Here is a 14,796-nt window from a genome sequence, read left to right on the forward strand (position 1 = left end):
GATCTTCGTCCCATCCCGTTAGTGGCATTGCATCGGTTATCAGCATTAAATGCTCTGCGCCCTTTGCCTTATAGGCAAGGCGGATATTCGATGGATGGACATGTTCCCCGTCAGCAATAATGCCCGCATAAGCGTTATCACTATCTAACGCTGCCCCGACAACGGCAGGCGAACGGCTGGTATTTTGAGACATGGCATTAAATAAATGGGTAAAGCCGCTTGCCCCTGCCTTGAGCGCATTCATGGCAGTTTCGTAATCACTATCCGAATGACCAATAGAGACAATAACGCCAGCCTTTGTCAGTCGAGTAATAAGTGAGGCATCCATTGTTTCCGGTGCCAAGGTCAGGAGAATTCGGAAATTATCTTTATTCTTTCGAGCGCTGTTGCATAAAAAGTTGATATCATCTTCACTGATCGGACGAATTTTGCTGGCCGCGTGGATGCCACGCCGCGTCATTGCAATAAAAGGCCCTTCGATATGTAGGCCGACAATGCCTTTAATACCCGCCTGAATAGCGTCTTCAATGGCATGAACGGCTGTTTTGATAGCTGTCGTCTCTTCACTGACCAAAGTCGGTAGTAAAGATGTGGTGCCAAAAGCACGATGCGCCGCCGCAATTTTTGAAATGGCGTTTACATCAGGATGATCGTTAAAAAGGTAACTACCACCACCGTTAACCTGAATATCAATAAAACCTGCCAAAAGGATCTGATGATGCAGGTCTATGGTTGGGATATCGCAAGGCAGCGGTTGATCGGTAATGGCTTTTATCACGCCATTTTCGATTAACAGGCTGTGATCGGTCAATATCGTATCTGGTGTAACGATTTGTCCATGCGTAAAGGCAAGCTGCATCAAAACTTCTTTCGGGAGAATGAGAAAATCAGAGACAGGCGTTAGATTTTTGAAAAGACCAAAAAGAGAAGCGAATTAAGGCGCGTAAGCCTTGAGAAAAAGGGAAACAATCTGACTGACATCAGCCTCTATTTCTTCTTTATTCGCGAGATTTTCTTGGGGGATATTATAAAGTCTGGAAGCGATACTGCGAGCGCTTAGAGAGTGAAGAAAGAAAGAGGCTGCATATTCAGGGTCTTCCTGACGGATCTGTTTCTTTTCCATGGCTGAAGCAAAATAGGATGCCAATTTCCGCATGGCGGTTTGGGGCCCTGCTTCGTAAAAAATTTTTCCGACTTCAGGGAAACGCCAACATTCAACAATCGCTAGTCGAAACAAGGCTCTTTTATCAGATTCGATAATATTCCGACAGAAATGACAGCCATATTGGTTCAGCGTAATTTCAATTTCAGCTTGTGGATTAAGCAAATCTGTATAAACTTTGTGAAATTCACCCGCCAGCCGTTCAATCACAGCCCGAAACAAGGCTTCTTTTGAAGGAAAATGAGACCATAACGTCCCCTTTGATCCTCCGACTTTGGCCGCAATCGCTGACATGGAAGTTTCGGCATATCCTTTTTCAAGGAAAAAGCGTTTTGCCTCTTCCAGAATAGCTTCTCGGCGATCAATACCTTTATGCTGCTTTGATATATTCATAATTTCCATAATGTAAAATACTCTATGGTACGGTTTTTCCCTTGACAAAAACCACCTTCGCGCACAAGAAAAAAGTTGTACTATCTAGTACGGAAGAATTTATGCATCTTAAACGATCACTCATTACCAGTATTTCTGTAGCAGCGCTATTGCTGACAGGATGTGCCTCAATTCCCAAATTGGGAAAAGCGCCAAAAGTAAAAGACGTGCATGATTATGCAACGGCGCAATCCCTTGCCGGTAATGGTTCCGCTTGGCCTGGTGAAGGTTGGTGGAAGTCTTATGGTGATCCCCAGCTTGACCAATTGATGACCGAGGCTTTGGCAAAAGCGCCGGATATGGCGATTGCCAAGGCGCGTATCCTATCGGCTGCCGGTAGTAAACAAGTAGCCGGTGCGGGATTACTACCTTCGGTGAATGGGTTTGTCGGAACGGGTGCCGGTCATTTAATGCGGGATCAGGAAATCCGGCAAGTGACGGGTCGGAATGATGAGTTTAAAGATTGGGGTGATGGCGGATCATCATTCCTGACTATTCGTTATAATATTGATATCTGGGGTGGATATCGCGCCAAATTGGCGGCGGCTACCTCGGAAGCAAAAGCGGCCGTCGTGGATTCTCATGAAGCCGCTTTGACCCTGACGACCAGTATTGCGGCAGCCTATGCCAATCTGTCTCGTTTATTTGAAGAACAGCAGGTTCTAAATAGGACATTGGCTGTCCGTAACCATGTATTGGAATTGACCCAGCAAAGATTGGGGCATGGATTGGACAATGATTCAACCATGCAAGATGCCAGCGCCAGACTGGCGAATGCCCAAGCAGATCTGACAGCTAATCAGGAATCCATTGATCTGGTTCGGCATCAGATTGCCGCTTTGATGGGGGCAGGACCTGATCGCGGTATGGCGATCACGCGGCCTCAATCTGTGAAATTGCGGGCAGTCGGTTTGCCAGATAATGCGGCTTTGAATCTTTTGGGGCGGCGGCCTGATATTGTGGCCGCTCGTTTGACAGCGGAAGCCGCCGGTTATCGCGTCAAAGTGGCAAAAACCCAATTTTACCCCAATATCAGCCTAAACGGTATTGTCGGTTATCAGACGCGCGCTTTGGAGCATATGGCTACCCATGGTCTGGCTTTGGGGGCAGCGAGTGCGGCGCTTAATCTGCCTATTTTCAGAGGTGGCAGCCTATCCGGTCAATATCGTGAGGCATGGGCTACCTATCAGGAAGCCGTTGCCAGCTATGACAAAACCTTGTCACAGGCGTTGCAGCAGGTCGCTGATGCGGCAACCAGTCAAAAACAACTTAATCTTCAGCTTGACCAAACAGTTCAAGCCCTTAATCATGCCGAACTTTCCTATAATGTGTTAGCAAATCGCTATAAAAGCGGTCTCGTGACCTATATCGAGGTTTTGCAGGGGGAGGAAAATGTCCTGACCCTTAGAAAAGCAGTCGCCGATCTTCGGGCGAGAGCCTTCCAGCTTGATGTCTCTTTGATTCAGGCTTTGGGTGGCGGTTTTACGGCAGCATAACTTTTTTTGTGAGTGACAACTATGGCAGATAACAATACCACGGTTCAGGCCGCCGCAGATCAGGGTGACAGCAAGCTGTCATTGGATAAACAGGACGCTACCCAGAATACCGTTTCCGAGCCGGACGAACAGAATAAATCCAATAGAAAACGTTGGTTGCGCTATCTGGCGATAGTGCTGGTCGTCATCGCGATTATTTACGGCATTTGGTATTTCTTGGTCGGTTCCCGTCATGCGTCAACTGACAACGCTTATACTAATGCGGAATCCGCGCAGGTCATGGCCTTGGTCTCGGGACCCGTCGCGCAGGTCTTTGTTTCAGACACCCAACAGGTTCAGAAGGGAGATTTACTGGTTCGTCTTAATCCCGATGATCAGAAGATTTCTTTAGCAAAGGCTGAAGCTGATTTTGCCGCTGCAGAAAGAAAATTCGGACAAACTTCAGCCAGCAGTGATGCCTTGTCCCAAGCCATTGTTGCGCAGCAGGCTAATGTCGAACAGGCCGAAGCCAATTACCTGTCCGCGCAGTCAACCTATCATCGGGCAGAAACCGACTATAACCGTCGTCGTTCATTAGTTGAATCCGGTGCCGTGTCACGGGATGAAATGACGGCGGTTTCCAATGCTTTGGAAAAAGCACGGGCAGCTCTGTTACAAAGTCATGCTGCTGTCGATCAGGCACATGCCGCAAAAGAAGAAGCAATCGGTAATTTTGAAGCTAATCAGGCTTTGATTAAAAATACAACGGTCAGTACCAATCCGCAGGTTCGTGCTGCAAAAGCCGCCTTGGATCAGGCGCGTTTAGACAATAGTCGTCTGGAAATTCGCGCACCCATGGCGGGTGTTGTGACCCAAAGACAGGTTCAGGTCGGCCAGCGCGTCAATGTCGGCACTCCGATTGCCACTATTGTGCCTATCGAACAGATATATGTCGATGCCAATTTCAAAGAAACCCAGCTTGGCAAGGTCAAGGTTGGTCAGACGGCGACGGTCAAATCCGATCTTTATGGTGGTGATGTGGTTTATCACGGTCATGTCGTCGGTTTTTCAGGCGGCACCGGATCTGCCTTTTCTCTCATTCCTGCCCAGAATGCGACGGGTAACTGGATCAAAGTCGTCCAGCGTTTGCCTGTCCGTATTGCCCTTGATCCCAAGGAATTGAGAGCCCATCCGTTGCGCGTGGGTTTGTCGATGGAGGCTGACATTGACCTTTCTTCAAAAAATTAGTCATCGCTTTCATGACTTTTTTGCAGGTTTTTCCTTTGGCCCTCCCGATGGTCAAAGGCAGCCTGCCTCGGCGGAAGGTCTGCTGTCTGGTTCTAAACAGGCTATTGCTTGTATCATTCTGGCTTTGACCAATTTCATGGTTGTGCTCGATACAACCATTGCCAATGTTTCTGTGCCTCATATCGCGGGAGACCTTGCGGTTTCCAACTCCCAAGGCACTTGGGTTATCACGTCTTATGCTGTGGCAGAAGCTATCTGTGTGCCATTGACGGGATGGCTTTCCCGTCGTTTCGGCACCGTGCTTTTGTTCTTTATTTCAATTATCGGTTTTACCAGCTTCTCTTGCCTGTGCGGTTTTTCACATAGCCTGATGGTTTTGTTGATTTTCCGTTGTTTGCAGGGATTTTTCGGTGGCCCATTGATGCCGATTACTCAAACGCTTTTGCTGCGTGTGTTCAGAAAAGAGCAGCATGCGCAGGCGATGGGTATTTGGGCAATGACGACCATTACTGCGCCTATTATTGGTCCTATTATGGGTGGGTGGTTGAGTGACAACTGGTCGTGGCCGTGGATTTTCTATATCAATATTCCTATCGGGATTATCTGTGCCATGGGTGTTTTTGCCCTGTTACGGAGTGTCGAAACCCGCACCCTGAAAGAATATATTGATAAGGGCGGCCTCACTATTATGGTTATCTGGATTGCTTGTCTCCAGATCGCCCTTGATCTTGGTCATGATCATGACTGGTTGAGCAGTCGGATGATTGTTACGCTACTTATTCTGGCAGCAATCGGCTTCGTTGTCTTTGTGATTTGGGAGTTAACCGAAAAACAACCGATCGTTGATCTTAAGATCTTTCGGCATCGCGGCTTTACGATCAGTGTTCTGTCCCTATCCTTTAGTTTCGGGGTGTTTTTCGCTTCGGCTGTGATTATTCCGCAATGGCTTCAACGTGTTATGGGCTATACCGCAACTGATTCCGGTCTTGTGACCGCTATGTCCGGTATTTTGGCAGTGTTTTTCTCTCCCATCGTTGCGAAGTTAAGCGGGAAGGTCGATGCCCGTATTCTTGTTAGTTTCGGTATTTTATGGTTGGGAGGATGCACCGCGCTTCGCACTTTTTGGGATACCAATAGCAGCTATTGGATATTTGCTGTTCCCCAATTTTTGCAAGGGATCGGGATGCCTTTCTTCTTTGTTCCTTTAACGACCCTTGCTTTATCTTCGGTGTTACCAGAGGAAACGACTTCTGCTGCCGGTCTTATGAACTTTTTGAGAACTTTGGCGGGCGCTATCGGAACCTCTTGGTCAACCACGGTTTGGGAAGATTATGCTCGTAAGATGCATAATGAACTGGCCAATATCATTCCGACCCCGAATGCCATCTTGCCCGTTCTGCAAATGGGTGGGCAAAATACTCTGAAAGCCAGAGCCTTTTTCGATGCTTTGGTGGATACGCAGTCTTACGCGCTATCAACGACCCATATTTTCTTTATCAGCACGATGGTTTTCGTTGTGGCTTCTTCGGTGATCTGGTTGGCACCAGCGCCCAAGAAAAAGCAAGAAAAGCAGGGATAACAGTCTTCCCGAAGATGCCTGCCTTCGTATAGAAGAAACGAAGGCAGGTAATTGAAAGGGGTAGGGGCTATTTTTACAGAACATCTAACGGGCATGATGGGAGCATTATGCCTTATTGCGGTTGCTTTTGGCTTGTCGTCGAACCGCCGAAAAATTAAAATACGGCAGGTTTTTGGTGCTTTTTTAACGCAAATTATCCTTGCCATTCTTATTCTTTATGTCCCTTTTGGGCAAAATATGATGGCGGCGATTGCCCGCTTTGTGAATAATTTTATTGGATATGCGTCAGCCGGTTCGGCTTTTCTTTTTGGCCCTTTGGCGACATCGCCTTTGGGCCATAATTTTGCGATGCAGGCTTTGCCGGTTCTGATCTTTTTTTCTTCCCTGATTTCTATTTTTTATCACCTTGGCTTGATGCAATTTTTGGTGCGTTGGATCGGAGGGGCGATTGAGAAATTGACCCAGATCGGGCGGGTTGAAGCCATCAATTGTGCAACCAATATTTTCGTTGGGCAAAGTGAATCCCCCTTGGTCGTGGGACCCTATTTGGCTGAATTGCCGCCCGAAAGGCTGTTTACCATTATGGTTACAGGGATGAGTGGGATTGCTGGCACCTTGTTGGCAGCTTATGCCCAGATGGGTATTCGGTTAGATTATCTGTTAACCGCCAACCTGATGGCAGCGCCAGCCGGTATCATGATGGCCAAAATTATGATGCCCGATTTGGCAGAGGCCAGTGATTTTGAAGAAAAAATTGCGCCTCATCAGAAAAAATCAGCCAATATCATTATGGCAGCCGCCGAAGGCGCCCAACAAGGGGTCAAGCTGGCTGTGGCTGTCGGGGCAATGGTAATGGCTTTTGTTGCCTTGATGGCTATGGCCAATGGAATCTGCCAGATGGTTGGAGGCTGGTTTGGTTGGCCTGACGTTACTTTTCAGAGTTTGATCGGCACAGCTTTCCGTCCTGTTATGTGGTTGATGGGCGTGCCTTGGACAGAGTCAGGCGTGGCCGGTAGTTTGATGGGTGAGAAAGTTATTCTGAACGAGTTTATTGCCTATATCCATTTTGGCCAGATAACGTCCGATTTGTCTCCTCATAGCATGGCTATTGTGACTTTTGCGCTGTGTGGTTTCGCTAATATTTCATCGATTGCCATTCAAATGGCCGTGATAGGCGGCATCGTGCCGCAGCAACGACCTGTAATTGCCCGATTGGGCGGAAAGGCGTTGGTCGCCGCCATTCTTGCCAATTTAATGAGTGCCACCTTAGCCGGTTTATTGGTGTCCTGAATTATGTCAAAAACGATTGCAAAATATCAGTTTAATCCACAATTATTGGAAGAAAAATATTTATTTTTCAATATGTTATGTAGCGATATATTAAAAGATATTGTCTCTTTTTTTAATCCTTTACGTTCCCTTTTGAAAAATTTTGGATCAAGGCGACAAAGTCCTGTCAGTTCTTGGCAATATAATGTAACGAATGGCGGAAATGGGGGATATCATGCAACAATGGCTTGACCGCTATTTCAGGCTGACAGAACGCGGGACAACTATTCGCACCGAAGTCATGGCAGGTTTAACGACCTTTTTAACCATGGCTTATATTATTGTGGTCAATCCGACCCTTTTGGCACAGGCGGGTATGCCTTACGCTGCTGTTGCGGCTGCAACTTGTTTTGCGGCCGGATTTGCCAGTCTTTTGATGGGTTTTTATGCCAATACACCTTTGGCCTTGGCACCCGGATTGGGGTTGAATGCCTATTTCGCCTTTACCGTTGTTGGGCAGATGGGAATTCCTTGGACACAAGCCTTGGGCTGCGTTTTCCTGTCAGGGGCGATTTTCCTGTTTCTGACTTTTGCCGGTATTCGGCAAATGATTATCAAGGCCATTCCTCATTCTCTTTTTTCCGCGACCGCAGGTGGTATCGGGCTTTTTATTGCTTTTATTGGTCTTAGAAATGCCGGCATTATTCAGGCGAGCGCCTCAAGTTTGGTAACTTTGGGATCGCTGGGAAATACGCAAACGCTGTTAGCCATAGGAGGTCTTCTTCTGACCGCTATTTTAATGGCTTATCGGGTGAGGGGGGCGATCCTGATCGGTATTTTGGCCGTGACTTTCATCGGCATCTTATCCGGTTTTGTCCATTTTTCTGGCAGTGATTATAGCCCCGCTATGTTGGGTAAAACGGCCTTTGCCCTTGATATCAAAGGCGCTTTATTTCGGGGTCATAATTTCGGTTCGGCCATTATCGAGATTTTGTTCATCCTGTTATTTGTTGATCTGTTTGATAATATCGGCACCTTGGTTGCCGTGACGAAACGCGCCGGTTTGATGGATAAAGACGGCAACATTCCTAATTTGAACCGGATGCTTTTAACCGATGCGATTGCGACTTTGGTTGGTGCTTTATCCGGCACCTCTACCGTCACTTCTTATATTGAAAGTGCCGCAGGGGTGCAGGCCGGAGGTCGAAGCGGTTTGACCGCGGTTATCGTCGGGTTATTGTTTCTGTGTATGTTATGGGTTGCGCCCTATGCCCAGATTATTCCGATTGGGGCAACGGCACCCGCTCTTATTCTGGTGGGGTCGCTGATGATGGCTCCATTGATTGAAATTGACTGGAATAATATCGAAGAAGCCTTGCCCTCCTTTTTGACCTTGATTGTGATCCCTTTGAGTTTTTCCATCGCGAATGGTCTGGCTTTTGGCATTATTGCCTATACGGCTTTGAAAATAGCCAAGGGTAAGCTCAAAAAAGACGATTGGTTGCTTTGTTTATTGGCCGCTTTGTTTATTGGCCGCTTTGTTTATCTGGCGAGGGGATAACGGGATGAAAATCAGCCGATATAAAAAATTAGCTGCCCTTTTAGGCGGGCTGGCTTTGTTCTATGCGCCCGCTATGGCTGCTGGAAAAAGCGGTGGTGCGGTCGTCCCGAAAAAGGTGATTTCTGAAAAGAAAGCCTGTGCCTGCTCGCAGACGAAAATTCCGGTGCGGGTTGTTGTTCTGACGGCTTTTGAAATCGGGGAAGACCAAGGCGACAAAGCGGGTGAATTTCAGGCTTGGGCAAATATCTTGCCCGAAAAAATTGATTTTCCTGCCGCGCCTAGAAATCTGCGTTTTGACCCCAAGACAGGTGTTCTGGCGATCAATACCGGCATGGGAACGGGGCAGGCCGCGACTTCGGTTATGGCTTTGGGACATGATGATCGTTTTGATTTATCGCATGCTTATTGGTTAGTAGCAGCGATTGCGGGCGTTAATCCCAATGCGTCAAGCATTGGATCAGCGGCATGGATTGGTAACGTCGTTGATAGTGATTTTGGCTATTCGATTGACCCTAGAGAAATGCCGTCTGATTGGTCAACCGGATCAATCCCTTGGGATAAAAAGCGGCCTTATGAAACCCCGCGTCCCGATAATTCACATAATCTTTTTGCCTTGAATAAAGGCTTACAAAATTGGGCATATCAGCAAACGGCACAGATAACTTTGCCGGATAATCCGACCTTGCAAAAAATAAGGTCAGGCTATCCCGCCTATAAAACTGCGCTGCGCCCGCCTGAAATCGTCAAAGGTGACGAGGCAACAGGGCAGGCTTTTTGGCATGGCGTTTTATCCAATAGCCATATCGAAAAATGGGTGTCTTATTGGACAGATGGCAGCGGACATTTTGTGATGACCGGCATGGAGGATAGCGGTATTGCAAGAGCCATTGCTGTTTTATCTAAAGAAGGCCGTGCCGATTATAATCGGGTCATGATGTTACGAACCGGTGCCAATTATACATTCCAGCCAAGTGGCAGTAATGCTGCCGCCAGTTTAGCGCATGAAGGTAGTGAGCTTTCTGGCATGCAATCGGCTTTGGATGCCGCCTTTACCGTTGGTGACAAGGTTGTGAGCGAGATATCATCCCATTGGGATCGATATCGTGATCATATACCCGCCTCTTGAGGGTTGACGATTTTCTATTAAATTTGAGTATGTTACATGAATAATCTTATACAATTTATAGCGGCTTTGCCGAAGGCAGAGTTGCATCTGCATATCGAGGGCAGTCTTGAGCCTGAATTGATGTTTGAATTGGCCAAGCGGAATAAGGTTACCTTACCTTTTCCTGATGTTGAATCCGTGAAAGCTGCCTATAATTTCAACAACTTACAAGAGTTTCTTGATATTTATTATCAAGGAACCAATGTTTTAAAAACTGAAGAAGATTTCTGTGATTTGGCGATGGCCTATTTCTATCGGGCGCATCGCGATAATGTCCTTCATAGTGAAATCTTTTTTGATCCCCAGAGCCATACAGAACGCGGCATTCCTTTTAATGTCATCATGAATGGTTTGCTGGCCGCGATTGCCAAGGCCGAAGCCGAATTAGGCATGTCGGTTCAGTTGATTATGTGTTTTCTTCGTCATCTGGATGAGGAATCTGCCTTTGCGACTTTGCGGATGGCTGAACCCTTCCTCGACAAGATTACCGGTGTCGGCCTTGATTCTTCTGAAGTCGGCAATCCGCCTTCAAAATTCCGTCATGTTTTTGCTGAAGCCCGTCGAAAAGGATTGAAGCTGGTCGCCCATGCTGGTGAAGAAGGCGATGCGTCCTATATTAAAGAGGCTTTGGACATCCTGAATATTGATCGGATCGATCATGGCAACCGGATTACTGAAGATCGTTTGCTGATGACGCGGGCTGCGCGTTCGGCCATTGCCTTGACGATTTGTCCGCTTTCAAATCAGAAATTACAGGTTGTGCCAGATCTTCGCAATCATCCCTTACCCTATCTGTTGCGCCAAGGGCTTCGAGTTACTATAAACTCGGACGATCCTGCCTATTTTGGAGGATATGTAAATGATAATTACAAAGCCTTGGCTGAATATTGCGGCCTGAAAGCGGCTGATTTCGTTGAAATTGCCAGAAACAGTTTTCTCGGATCATTTCTTCCGGATCAAACCGTCGCAGCTTATCTGGATGTTCTGGATAAATATGTAGAGTCTTTCTAAGACGCTGCCTGTTTATAAAACGGCGTCCGATTTGACACAGATATAAGGCCAGAAAGGCATAAGAACGGTTCATGATCAGGATTAAACAATGATAACCATCCTGCATGTCCTTTTGACAATTATAGGCAGTCTGGCATTGCTTATGGCGTTGGCTGGTGTGGGCTATACCATTCTGGCCGCGATTGTCGTTTTGTGGTGGCAACAAAAAGAGGTAATCAACAGAAAAGAATGGCCTTCGGTTTCGTTGGTCAAGCCTTTGCATGGTGACGAACCCGCCCTTACAGAAAATCTTTTGACCTTTTTAAAGCAGGATTATCCGGCAGAATATGAAATGCTCTGCGGTATCCAGAATCCTGATGATCCAGCAGGTGCGACCGTAAGAGAGATTGCCTCTACCAGTAATCAGACGGCCGTCCGTTTGATTGTGGATAGCAAAAGTCACGGCACCAATGCCAAGATTTCCAATCTGATCAATATTACAGCGCATATCGGCCATGATATTTTGATTATCAGTGATAGCGATATGAGCGTGCCTGAAAGCTATATTCGTCAGGTCGTTCATGCACTTGAAAGAGAAGATGTCGGGGCGGTGACCTGCCTTTATCACGGAAGAGGGGATAATGGTTATTGGTCGCGGTTGTCTGCGGCGAATATTGACTATAACTTTTTACCGTCGGTTATGGTAGGCGTTGCTCTTAGGAAAGCTAACCCTTGTATGGGGTCAACGATTGCCATAAAACGCGAAACGTTGGAAGCGATTGGCGGATTTAACAGCCTCGCCAATATTTTGGCAGATGATTATGTTTTGGGTGCAAAAGTTAGGGCGTTGGGATTAAGAGTTGAAGTAATACCGGTTATTTTGACGCATAGCTGCACAGAAACAAGTTTTTCATCCCTTGTTCGGCATGAATTGCGGTGGTCAGCGACAATCAGGGATATCAATCCGGTCGGCTTTTTCGGAAGTGCGGTCACTTATCCCGTGCCTTTGGCCTTTATCGGACTGATGTTGACAAATGGGTGGGTAAGCTGGCCGGTTTTTTGCCTTGCTTTGGCTTCTCGTTGGTTATTGGGGTGGCGTATAAATAGGGTGACTGGAGTTTCACGAATGGACGCGTTATTACAGCTGCCTTTTCGCGATTTACTCTCTTTCGGAATATTTTTATCGACCTTCTTTATCTCTTCTGTTGATTGGCAGGGAATGGAACTTACGTTGCATTCTGACGGGCGCATTTCGCGCAAATAGGAGTCCTTTTTATAATGATGCGTACGCTTTTTCTGCAGGCACCGTCTTTTGACGGTTTTGATGGCGGGGCTGGTTCTCGTTATCAGGCTCGCCGTGAAATCAAGAGCTTCTGGTATCCGACCTGGCTCGCACAGCCTGCAGCTCTTATTAAAGATTCAAAGCTGATTGATGCCCCGCCGCATGGCACGAAATTACCGGAAGTTTTGGCTATTGCGCCAGATTATGATTTGGCGATTTTGCATACCTCGGTTCCTAGCTTTGCGTCCGATGTCAAAACCGCAGCGGCTCTTAAAAAAGTCAATCCGGCGATGAAAATCGGTTTCATCGGGGCAAAAGTCGCGGTCGAGGCTGATAAAAGCCTGAAAGATGCCAAGGGTATTGTTGACTTTGTGGCGCGTAACGAATTTGATTTCACGATCAAAGATGTCGCCGATGGCAAAGATTGGTCAGAAATTCTTGGCTTGAGCTATATCAATGATAAAGGCGAAATCGTCCATAATGCGGATCGGCCTTTATTGCAGAATATGGATGAGCTGCCCTTTGTGACTCCGATTTACAAGCGCGATCTTGAAATCGAAAAATATTTCATCGGCTATCTGAAACATCCTTATATCTCGATCTATACGGGACGGGGTTGTAAGTCGCATTGTAGTTTTTGTCTGTGGCCGCAAACCGTTGGTGGGCATAAATACAGAACCCGCAGCGTCGAGCATGTGATTGAAGAAATCAAATATGCGCTAAAGACTTTCCCGCAGGTAAAAGAATTCTTCTTTGATGACGATACCTTTACCGATGATCGTCCCCGCGCCGAAGCGATTGCCCGCGAATTGGGTAAATTAGGGGTTACGTGGTCTTGTAACGCCAAAGCCAATGTGCCTTATGAAACCTTGAAGGTTCTGAAAGATAACGGGCTTCGTCTGTTATTGGTCGGTTATGAATCCGGTAACCAGCAGATCTTGCATAATATCAAAAAAGGGATGCGGGTCGAAACAGCCGAGAAATTTACCCGTGATTGTCATGATCTGGGTATTGCTATCCACGGCACTTTCATTTTGGGTTTGCCGGGTGAAACGCGCGAAACGATCGAACAGACCATTAAATGGGCTTGTGAGATCAATCCGCATACCATTCAGGTTTCTTTGGCTGCCCCTTATCCGGGAACCTTACTTTATAAACAGGCTATCGAAAATGGCTGGCTTGACCAGTCACATGCTGAATTAGTGGATGAACATGGTGTCCAGATAGCACCTTTGAGCTATCCGCATTTAAGTCATGAAGAAATCTTCCGTTCAGTTGAAGTTTTCTATAAGCGCTTTTATTTCCGCCCCGGTAAAGTCTTCTCAATCGTCAACGAAATGGTTCGTGACTTTGACATGATGAAACGCCGGTTGCGCGAAGGTGTTGAGTTCTTCCAGTTCCTGCGGGAACGGAAAGAGGCTTGCTAAAAACGGAGTAAAGAAGTGAAAAAGCTGATCGTCACCGCTGATGATTTCGGGGCTGCGACCGTTGTTAATGAGGCAGTGGAAAAAGCGCATATCGATGGCGTGTTGACGGCGGCTAGTCTGATGGTGGGCGCTCCGGCGGCCTTTGATGCGGTCGAACGCGCCAGAAGACTCCCTAAATTAGGGGTTGGTCTTCATTTGGTTCTGGTCGAAGGTCGTCCGGTTCTGCCGCCTGATGAAATACCTGATCTCGTTGATCGCGATGGTATGTTTCGCCGCAATATGGTGAGAGCCGGTGTCGATATCTTTTTTCGTCCCGGTGTTCGGCGGCAATTGGTGCGCGAAATTAACGCCCAATTCAGCGCGTTTGCCGCTACCGGTCTGAAACTTGATCATGTCAATGCCCATAAGCATTTTCACCTTCATCCAACGATTTCCAATCTCATTTTGGCAATTGGTCGTCGTTATGGTTTGAAGGCGATGCGCGCCCCTGTCGAACCGATCAATATTTTGGCCGAGATTGAACCGGTGACGCGTCATCTGCCTGACTATGTCGCGATGCCTTGGGCGTATGGTATTCGGAAAAGATCGGTTCATGCCGGTCTTCTTGTGCCTGATCAGACTTTTGGCATTGCATGGACGGGACATATGACCCCGCACAGAATGTTAGGCGTGATCGAGCATTTGCCGGAAGGCTTGAGTGAAATTTATGTCCATCCTGCGGTCAGTGATGAATATGAAGGTCATGCTCAAGGCTATGAATCCATTGAAGAATGGCATGCTTTGACCGATGAAGCCGTCAAAAAAGCACTTAAAGAACGCCAGATTGAGCTGGGTAATTTTTCCGATTTTCTCGGGAAATAACGGCTTTAAGCATCATTATTAAACGCTAAAAGACCTGCTTTTCTGTTAATCAAACTTGCGATTCTGGCCTCTCTATGGAATAGACCCTTTCTATCCTTTTCGGGTTTGTCCCATAGGCCGCTTAAAATCTTGGGCGGCTCTTTTCATAAGAGCGTGGCTACTTCACTTCATGACCGGTAAAAATAAAGATAAACCATGGAGCCGCATTATCATTCTGGCAGCAAGTCTGACCGGTTTTATTCTGGCTCTTTATTTTATGCACCGGGCCGCGGCCTCAGGCCTGCCCGCGGTTGAGCACCTCCAGGCCGACCTTGCCGGCGGCGATCTCGCGCAGGGCGATGACGG

General features: G+C 47.2%; 13 protein-coding genes. 11 read left to right on the forward strand and 2 right to left on the reverse strand.

Features of this window, described 5'->3' with window-relative positions; genetic code table 11:
- Positions 1–859, reverse strand: an 859-nt coding sequence (gene nagA, locus LDL18_RS03885) for an N-acetylglucosamine-6-phosphate deacetylase (protein ID WP_296507071.1), incomplete at its 3' end; no start/stop codon positions are given.
- Between the two features lie 75 nt (positions 860–934).
- Positions 935–1,555: a TetR/AcrR family transcriptional regulator gene (locus tag LDL18_RS03890; protein ID WP_296507072.1), complete on the reverse strand. Its 621-nt coding sequence runs from the start codon at positions 1,553–1,555 to the stop codon at positions 935–937.
- Positions 1,556–1,656: 101 nt separating this feature from the next.
- Here LDL18_RS03890 and LDL18_RS03895 point away from each other — a divergent pair, with 101 nt between their 5' ends.
- The 11 genes from LDL18_RS03895 (at position 1,657) to hpnK (ending at position 14,451) form a co-directional block, all read left to right on the forward strand.
- On the forward strand, positions 1,657–3,090 hold the full coding sequence (locus LDL18_RS03895; RefSeq protein ID WP_296507073.1) for an efflux transporter outer membrane subunit: 1,434 nt from the start codon (positions 1,657–1,659) through the stop codon (positions 3,088–3,090).
- Between the two features lie 21 nt (positions 3,091–3,111).
- Positions 3,112–4,317, forward strand: coding sequence for an HlyD family efflux transporter periplasmic adaptor subunit (locus tag LDL18_RS03900; RefSeq protein WP_296507074.1), 1,206 nt, complete (start codon positions 3,112–3,114; stop codon positions 4,315–4,317).
- A complete protein-coding gene (locus tag LDL18_RS03905) occupies positions 4,295–5,896 on the forward strand; it encodes a DHA2 family efflux MFS transporter permease subunit (protein WP_296507075.1) in 1,602 nt (533 codons plus the stop codon). The genes LDL18_RS03900 and LDL18_RS03905 overlap by 23 nt, the downstream gene beginning before the upstream one ends.
- A 93-nt stretch (positions 5,897–5,989) precedes the next feature.
- Entirely contained in the window at positions 5,990–7,186 is a 1,197-nt protein-coding gene (locus LDL18_RS03910; protein WP_296507082.1) for a nucleoside transporter C-terminal domain-containing protein, read from the forward strand.
- 3 nt (positions 7,187–7,189) lie between these two features.
- Positions 7,190–7,417, forward strand: a complete 228-nt coding sequence (locus tag LDL18_RS03915; RefSeq protein WP_296507076.1) for a hypothetical protein — start codon at positions 7,190–7,192, stop codon at positions 7,415–7,417.
- Positions 7,401–8,726: an NCS2 family permease gene (locus tag LDL18_RS03920; protein ID WP_296507083.1), complete on the forward strand. Its 1,326-nt coding sequence runs from the start codon at positions 7,401–7,403 to the stop codon at positions 8,724–8,726. Before LDL18_RS03915 ends, LDL18_RS03920 begins: the two co-directional genes overlap by 17 nt.
- A 4-nt stretch (positions 8,727–8,730) precedes the next feature.
- Entirely contained in the window at positions 8,731–9,852 is a 1,122-nt protein-coding gene (locus LDL18_RS03925) for a purine nucleoside permease (RefSeq protein ID WP_296507077.1), read from the forward strand.
- A 36-nt stretch (positions 9,853–9,888) separates the two neighbouring features.
- A complete protein-coding gene (locus LDL18_RS03930) occupies positions 9,889–10,902 on the forward strand; it encodes an adenosine deaminase (protein ID WP_296507078.1) in 1,014 nt (337 codons plus the stop codon).
- An 88-nt stretch (positions 10,903–10,990) separates the two neighbouring features.
- Complete coding sequence (gene hpnI / locus LDL18_RS03935; protein ID WP_296507079.1) at positions 10,991–12,145, forward strand: bacteriohopanetetrol glucosamine biosynthesis glycosyltransferase HpnI; 1,155 nt, start codon at positions 10,991–10,993, stop codon at positions 12,143–12,145.
- 14 nt (positions 12,146–12,159) lie between these two features.
- Complete coding sequence (gene hpnJ, locus LDL18_RS03940; protein ID WP_296507080.1) at positions 12,160–13,590, forward strand: hopanoid biosynthesis associated radical SAM protein HpnJ; 1,431 nt, start codon at positions 12,160–12,162, stop codon at positions 13,588–13,590.
- Between the two features lie 15 nt (positions 13,591–13,605).
- The gene (gene hpnK, locus LDL18_RS03945; protein WP_296507081.1) at positions 13,606–14,451 is read left to right on the forward strand and encodes a hopanoid biosynthesis-associated protein HpnK; all 846 of its coding nucleotides are present in this window, start codon (positions 13,606–13,608) and stop codon (positions 14,449–14,451) included.
- The last annotated feature ends 345 nt before the right edge of the window (positions 14,452–14,796 follow it).

It is taken from the genome of Zymomonas sp. (genome assembly GCF_020216885.1).
Classification (GTDB): domain Bacteria; phylum Pseudomonadota; class Alphaproteobacteria; order Sphingomonadales; family Sphingomonadaceae; genus Zymomonas.

Coding starts and splice junctions, on each gene's coding strand:
- LDL18_RS03910 (WP_296507082.1), top strand. CDS start 5,990: ATGATGGGAGCATTATGCCTTATTGCGGTTGCTTTTGGCTTGTCGTCG.
- LDL18_RS03925 (WP_296507077.1), top strand. CDS start 8,731: ATGAAAATCAGCCGATATAAAAAATTAGCTGCCCTTTTAGGCGGGCTG.
- LDL18_RS03900 (WP_296507074.1), top strand. CDS start 3,112: ATGGCAGATAACAATACCACGGTTCAGGCCGCCGCAGATCAGGGTGAC.
- LDL18_RS03890 (WP_296507072.1), bottom strand. CDS start 1,555: ATGAATATATCAAAGCAGCATAAAGGTATTGATCGCCGAGAAGCTATT.
- LDL18_RS03895 (WP_296507073.1), top strand. CDS start 1,657: ATGCATCTTAAACGATCACTCATTACCAGTATTTCTGTAGCAGCGCTA.
- LDL18_RS03930 (WP_296507078.1), top strand. CDS start 9,889: ATGAATAATCTTATACAATTTATAGCGGCTTTGCCGAAGGCAGAGTTG.
- LDL18_RS03915 (WP_296507076.1), top strand. CDS start 7,190: ATGTCAAAAACGATTGCAAAATATCAGTTTAATCCACAATTATTGGAA.
- hpnJ (WP_296507080.1), top strand. CDS start 12,160: ATGATGCGTACGCTTTTTCTGCAGGCACCGTCTTTTGACGGTTTTGAT.
- hpnI (WP_296507079.1), top strand. CDS start 10,991: ATGATAACCATCCTGCATGTCCTTTTGACAATTATAGGCAGTCTGGCA.
- LDL18_RS03920 (WP_296507083.1), top strand. CDS start 7,401: ATGCAACAATGGCTTGACCGCTATTTCAGGCTGACAGAACGCGGGACA.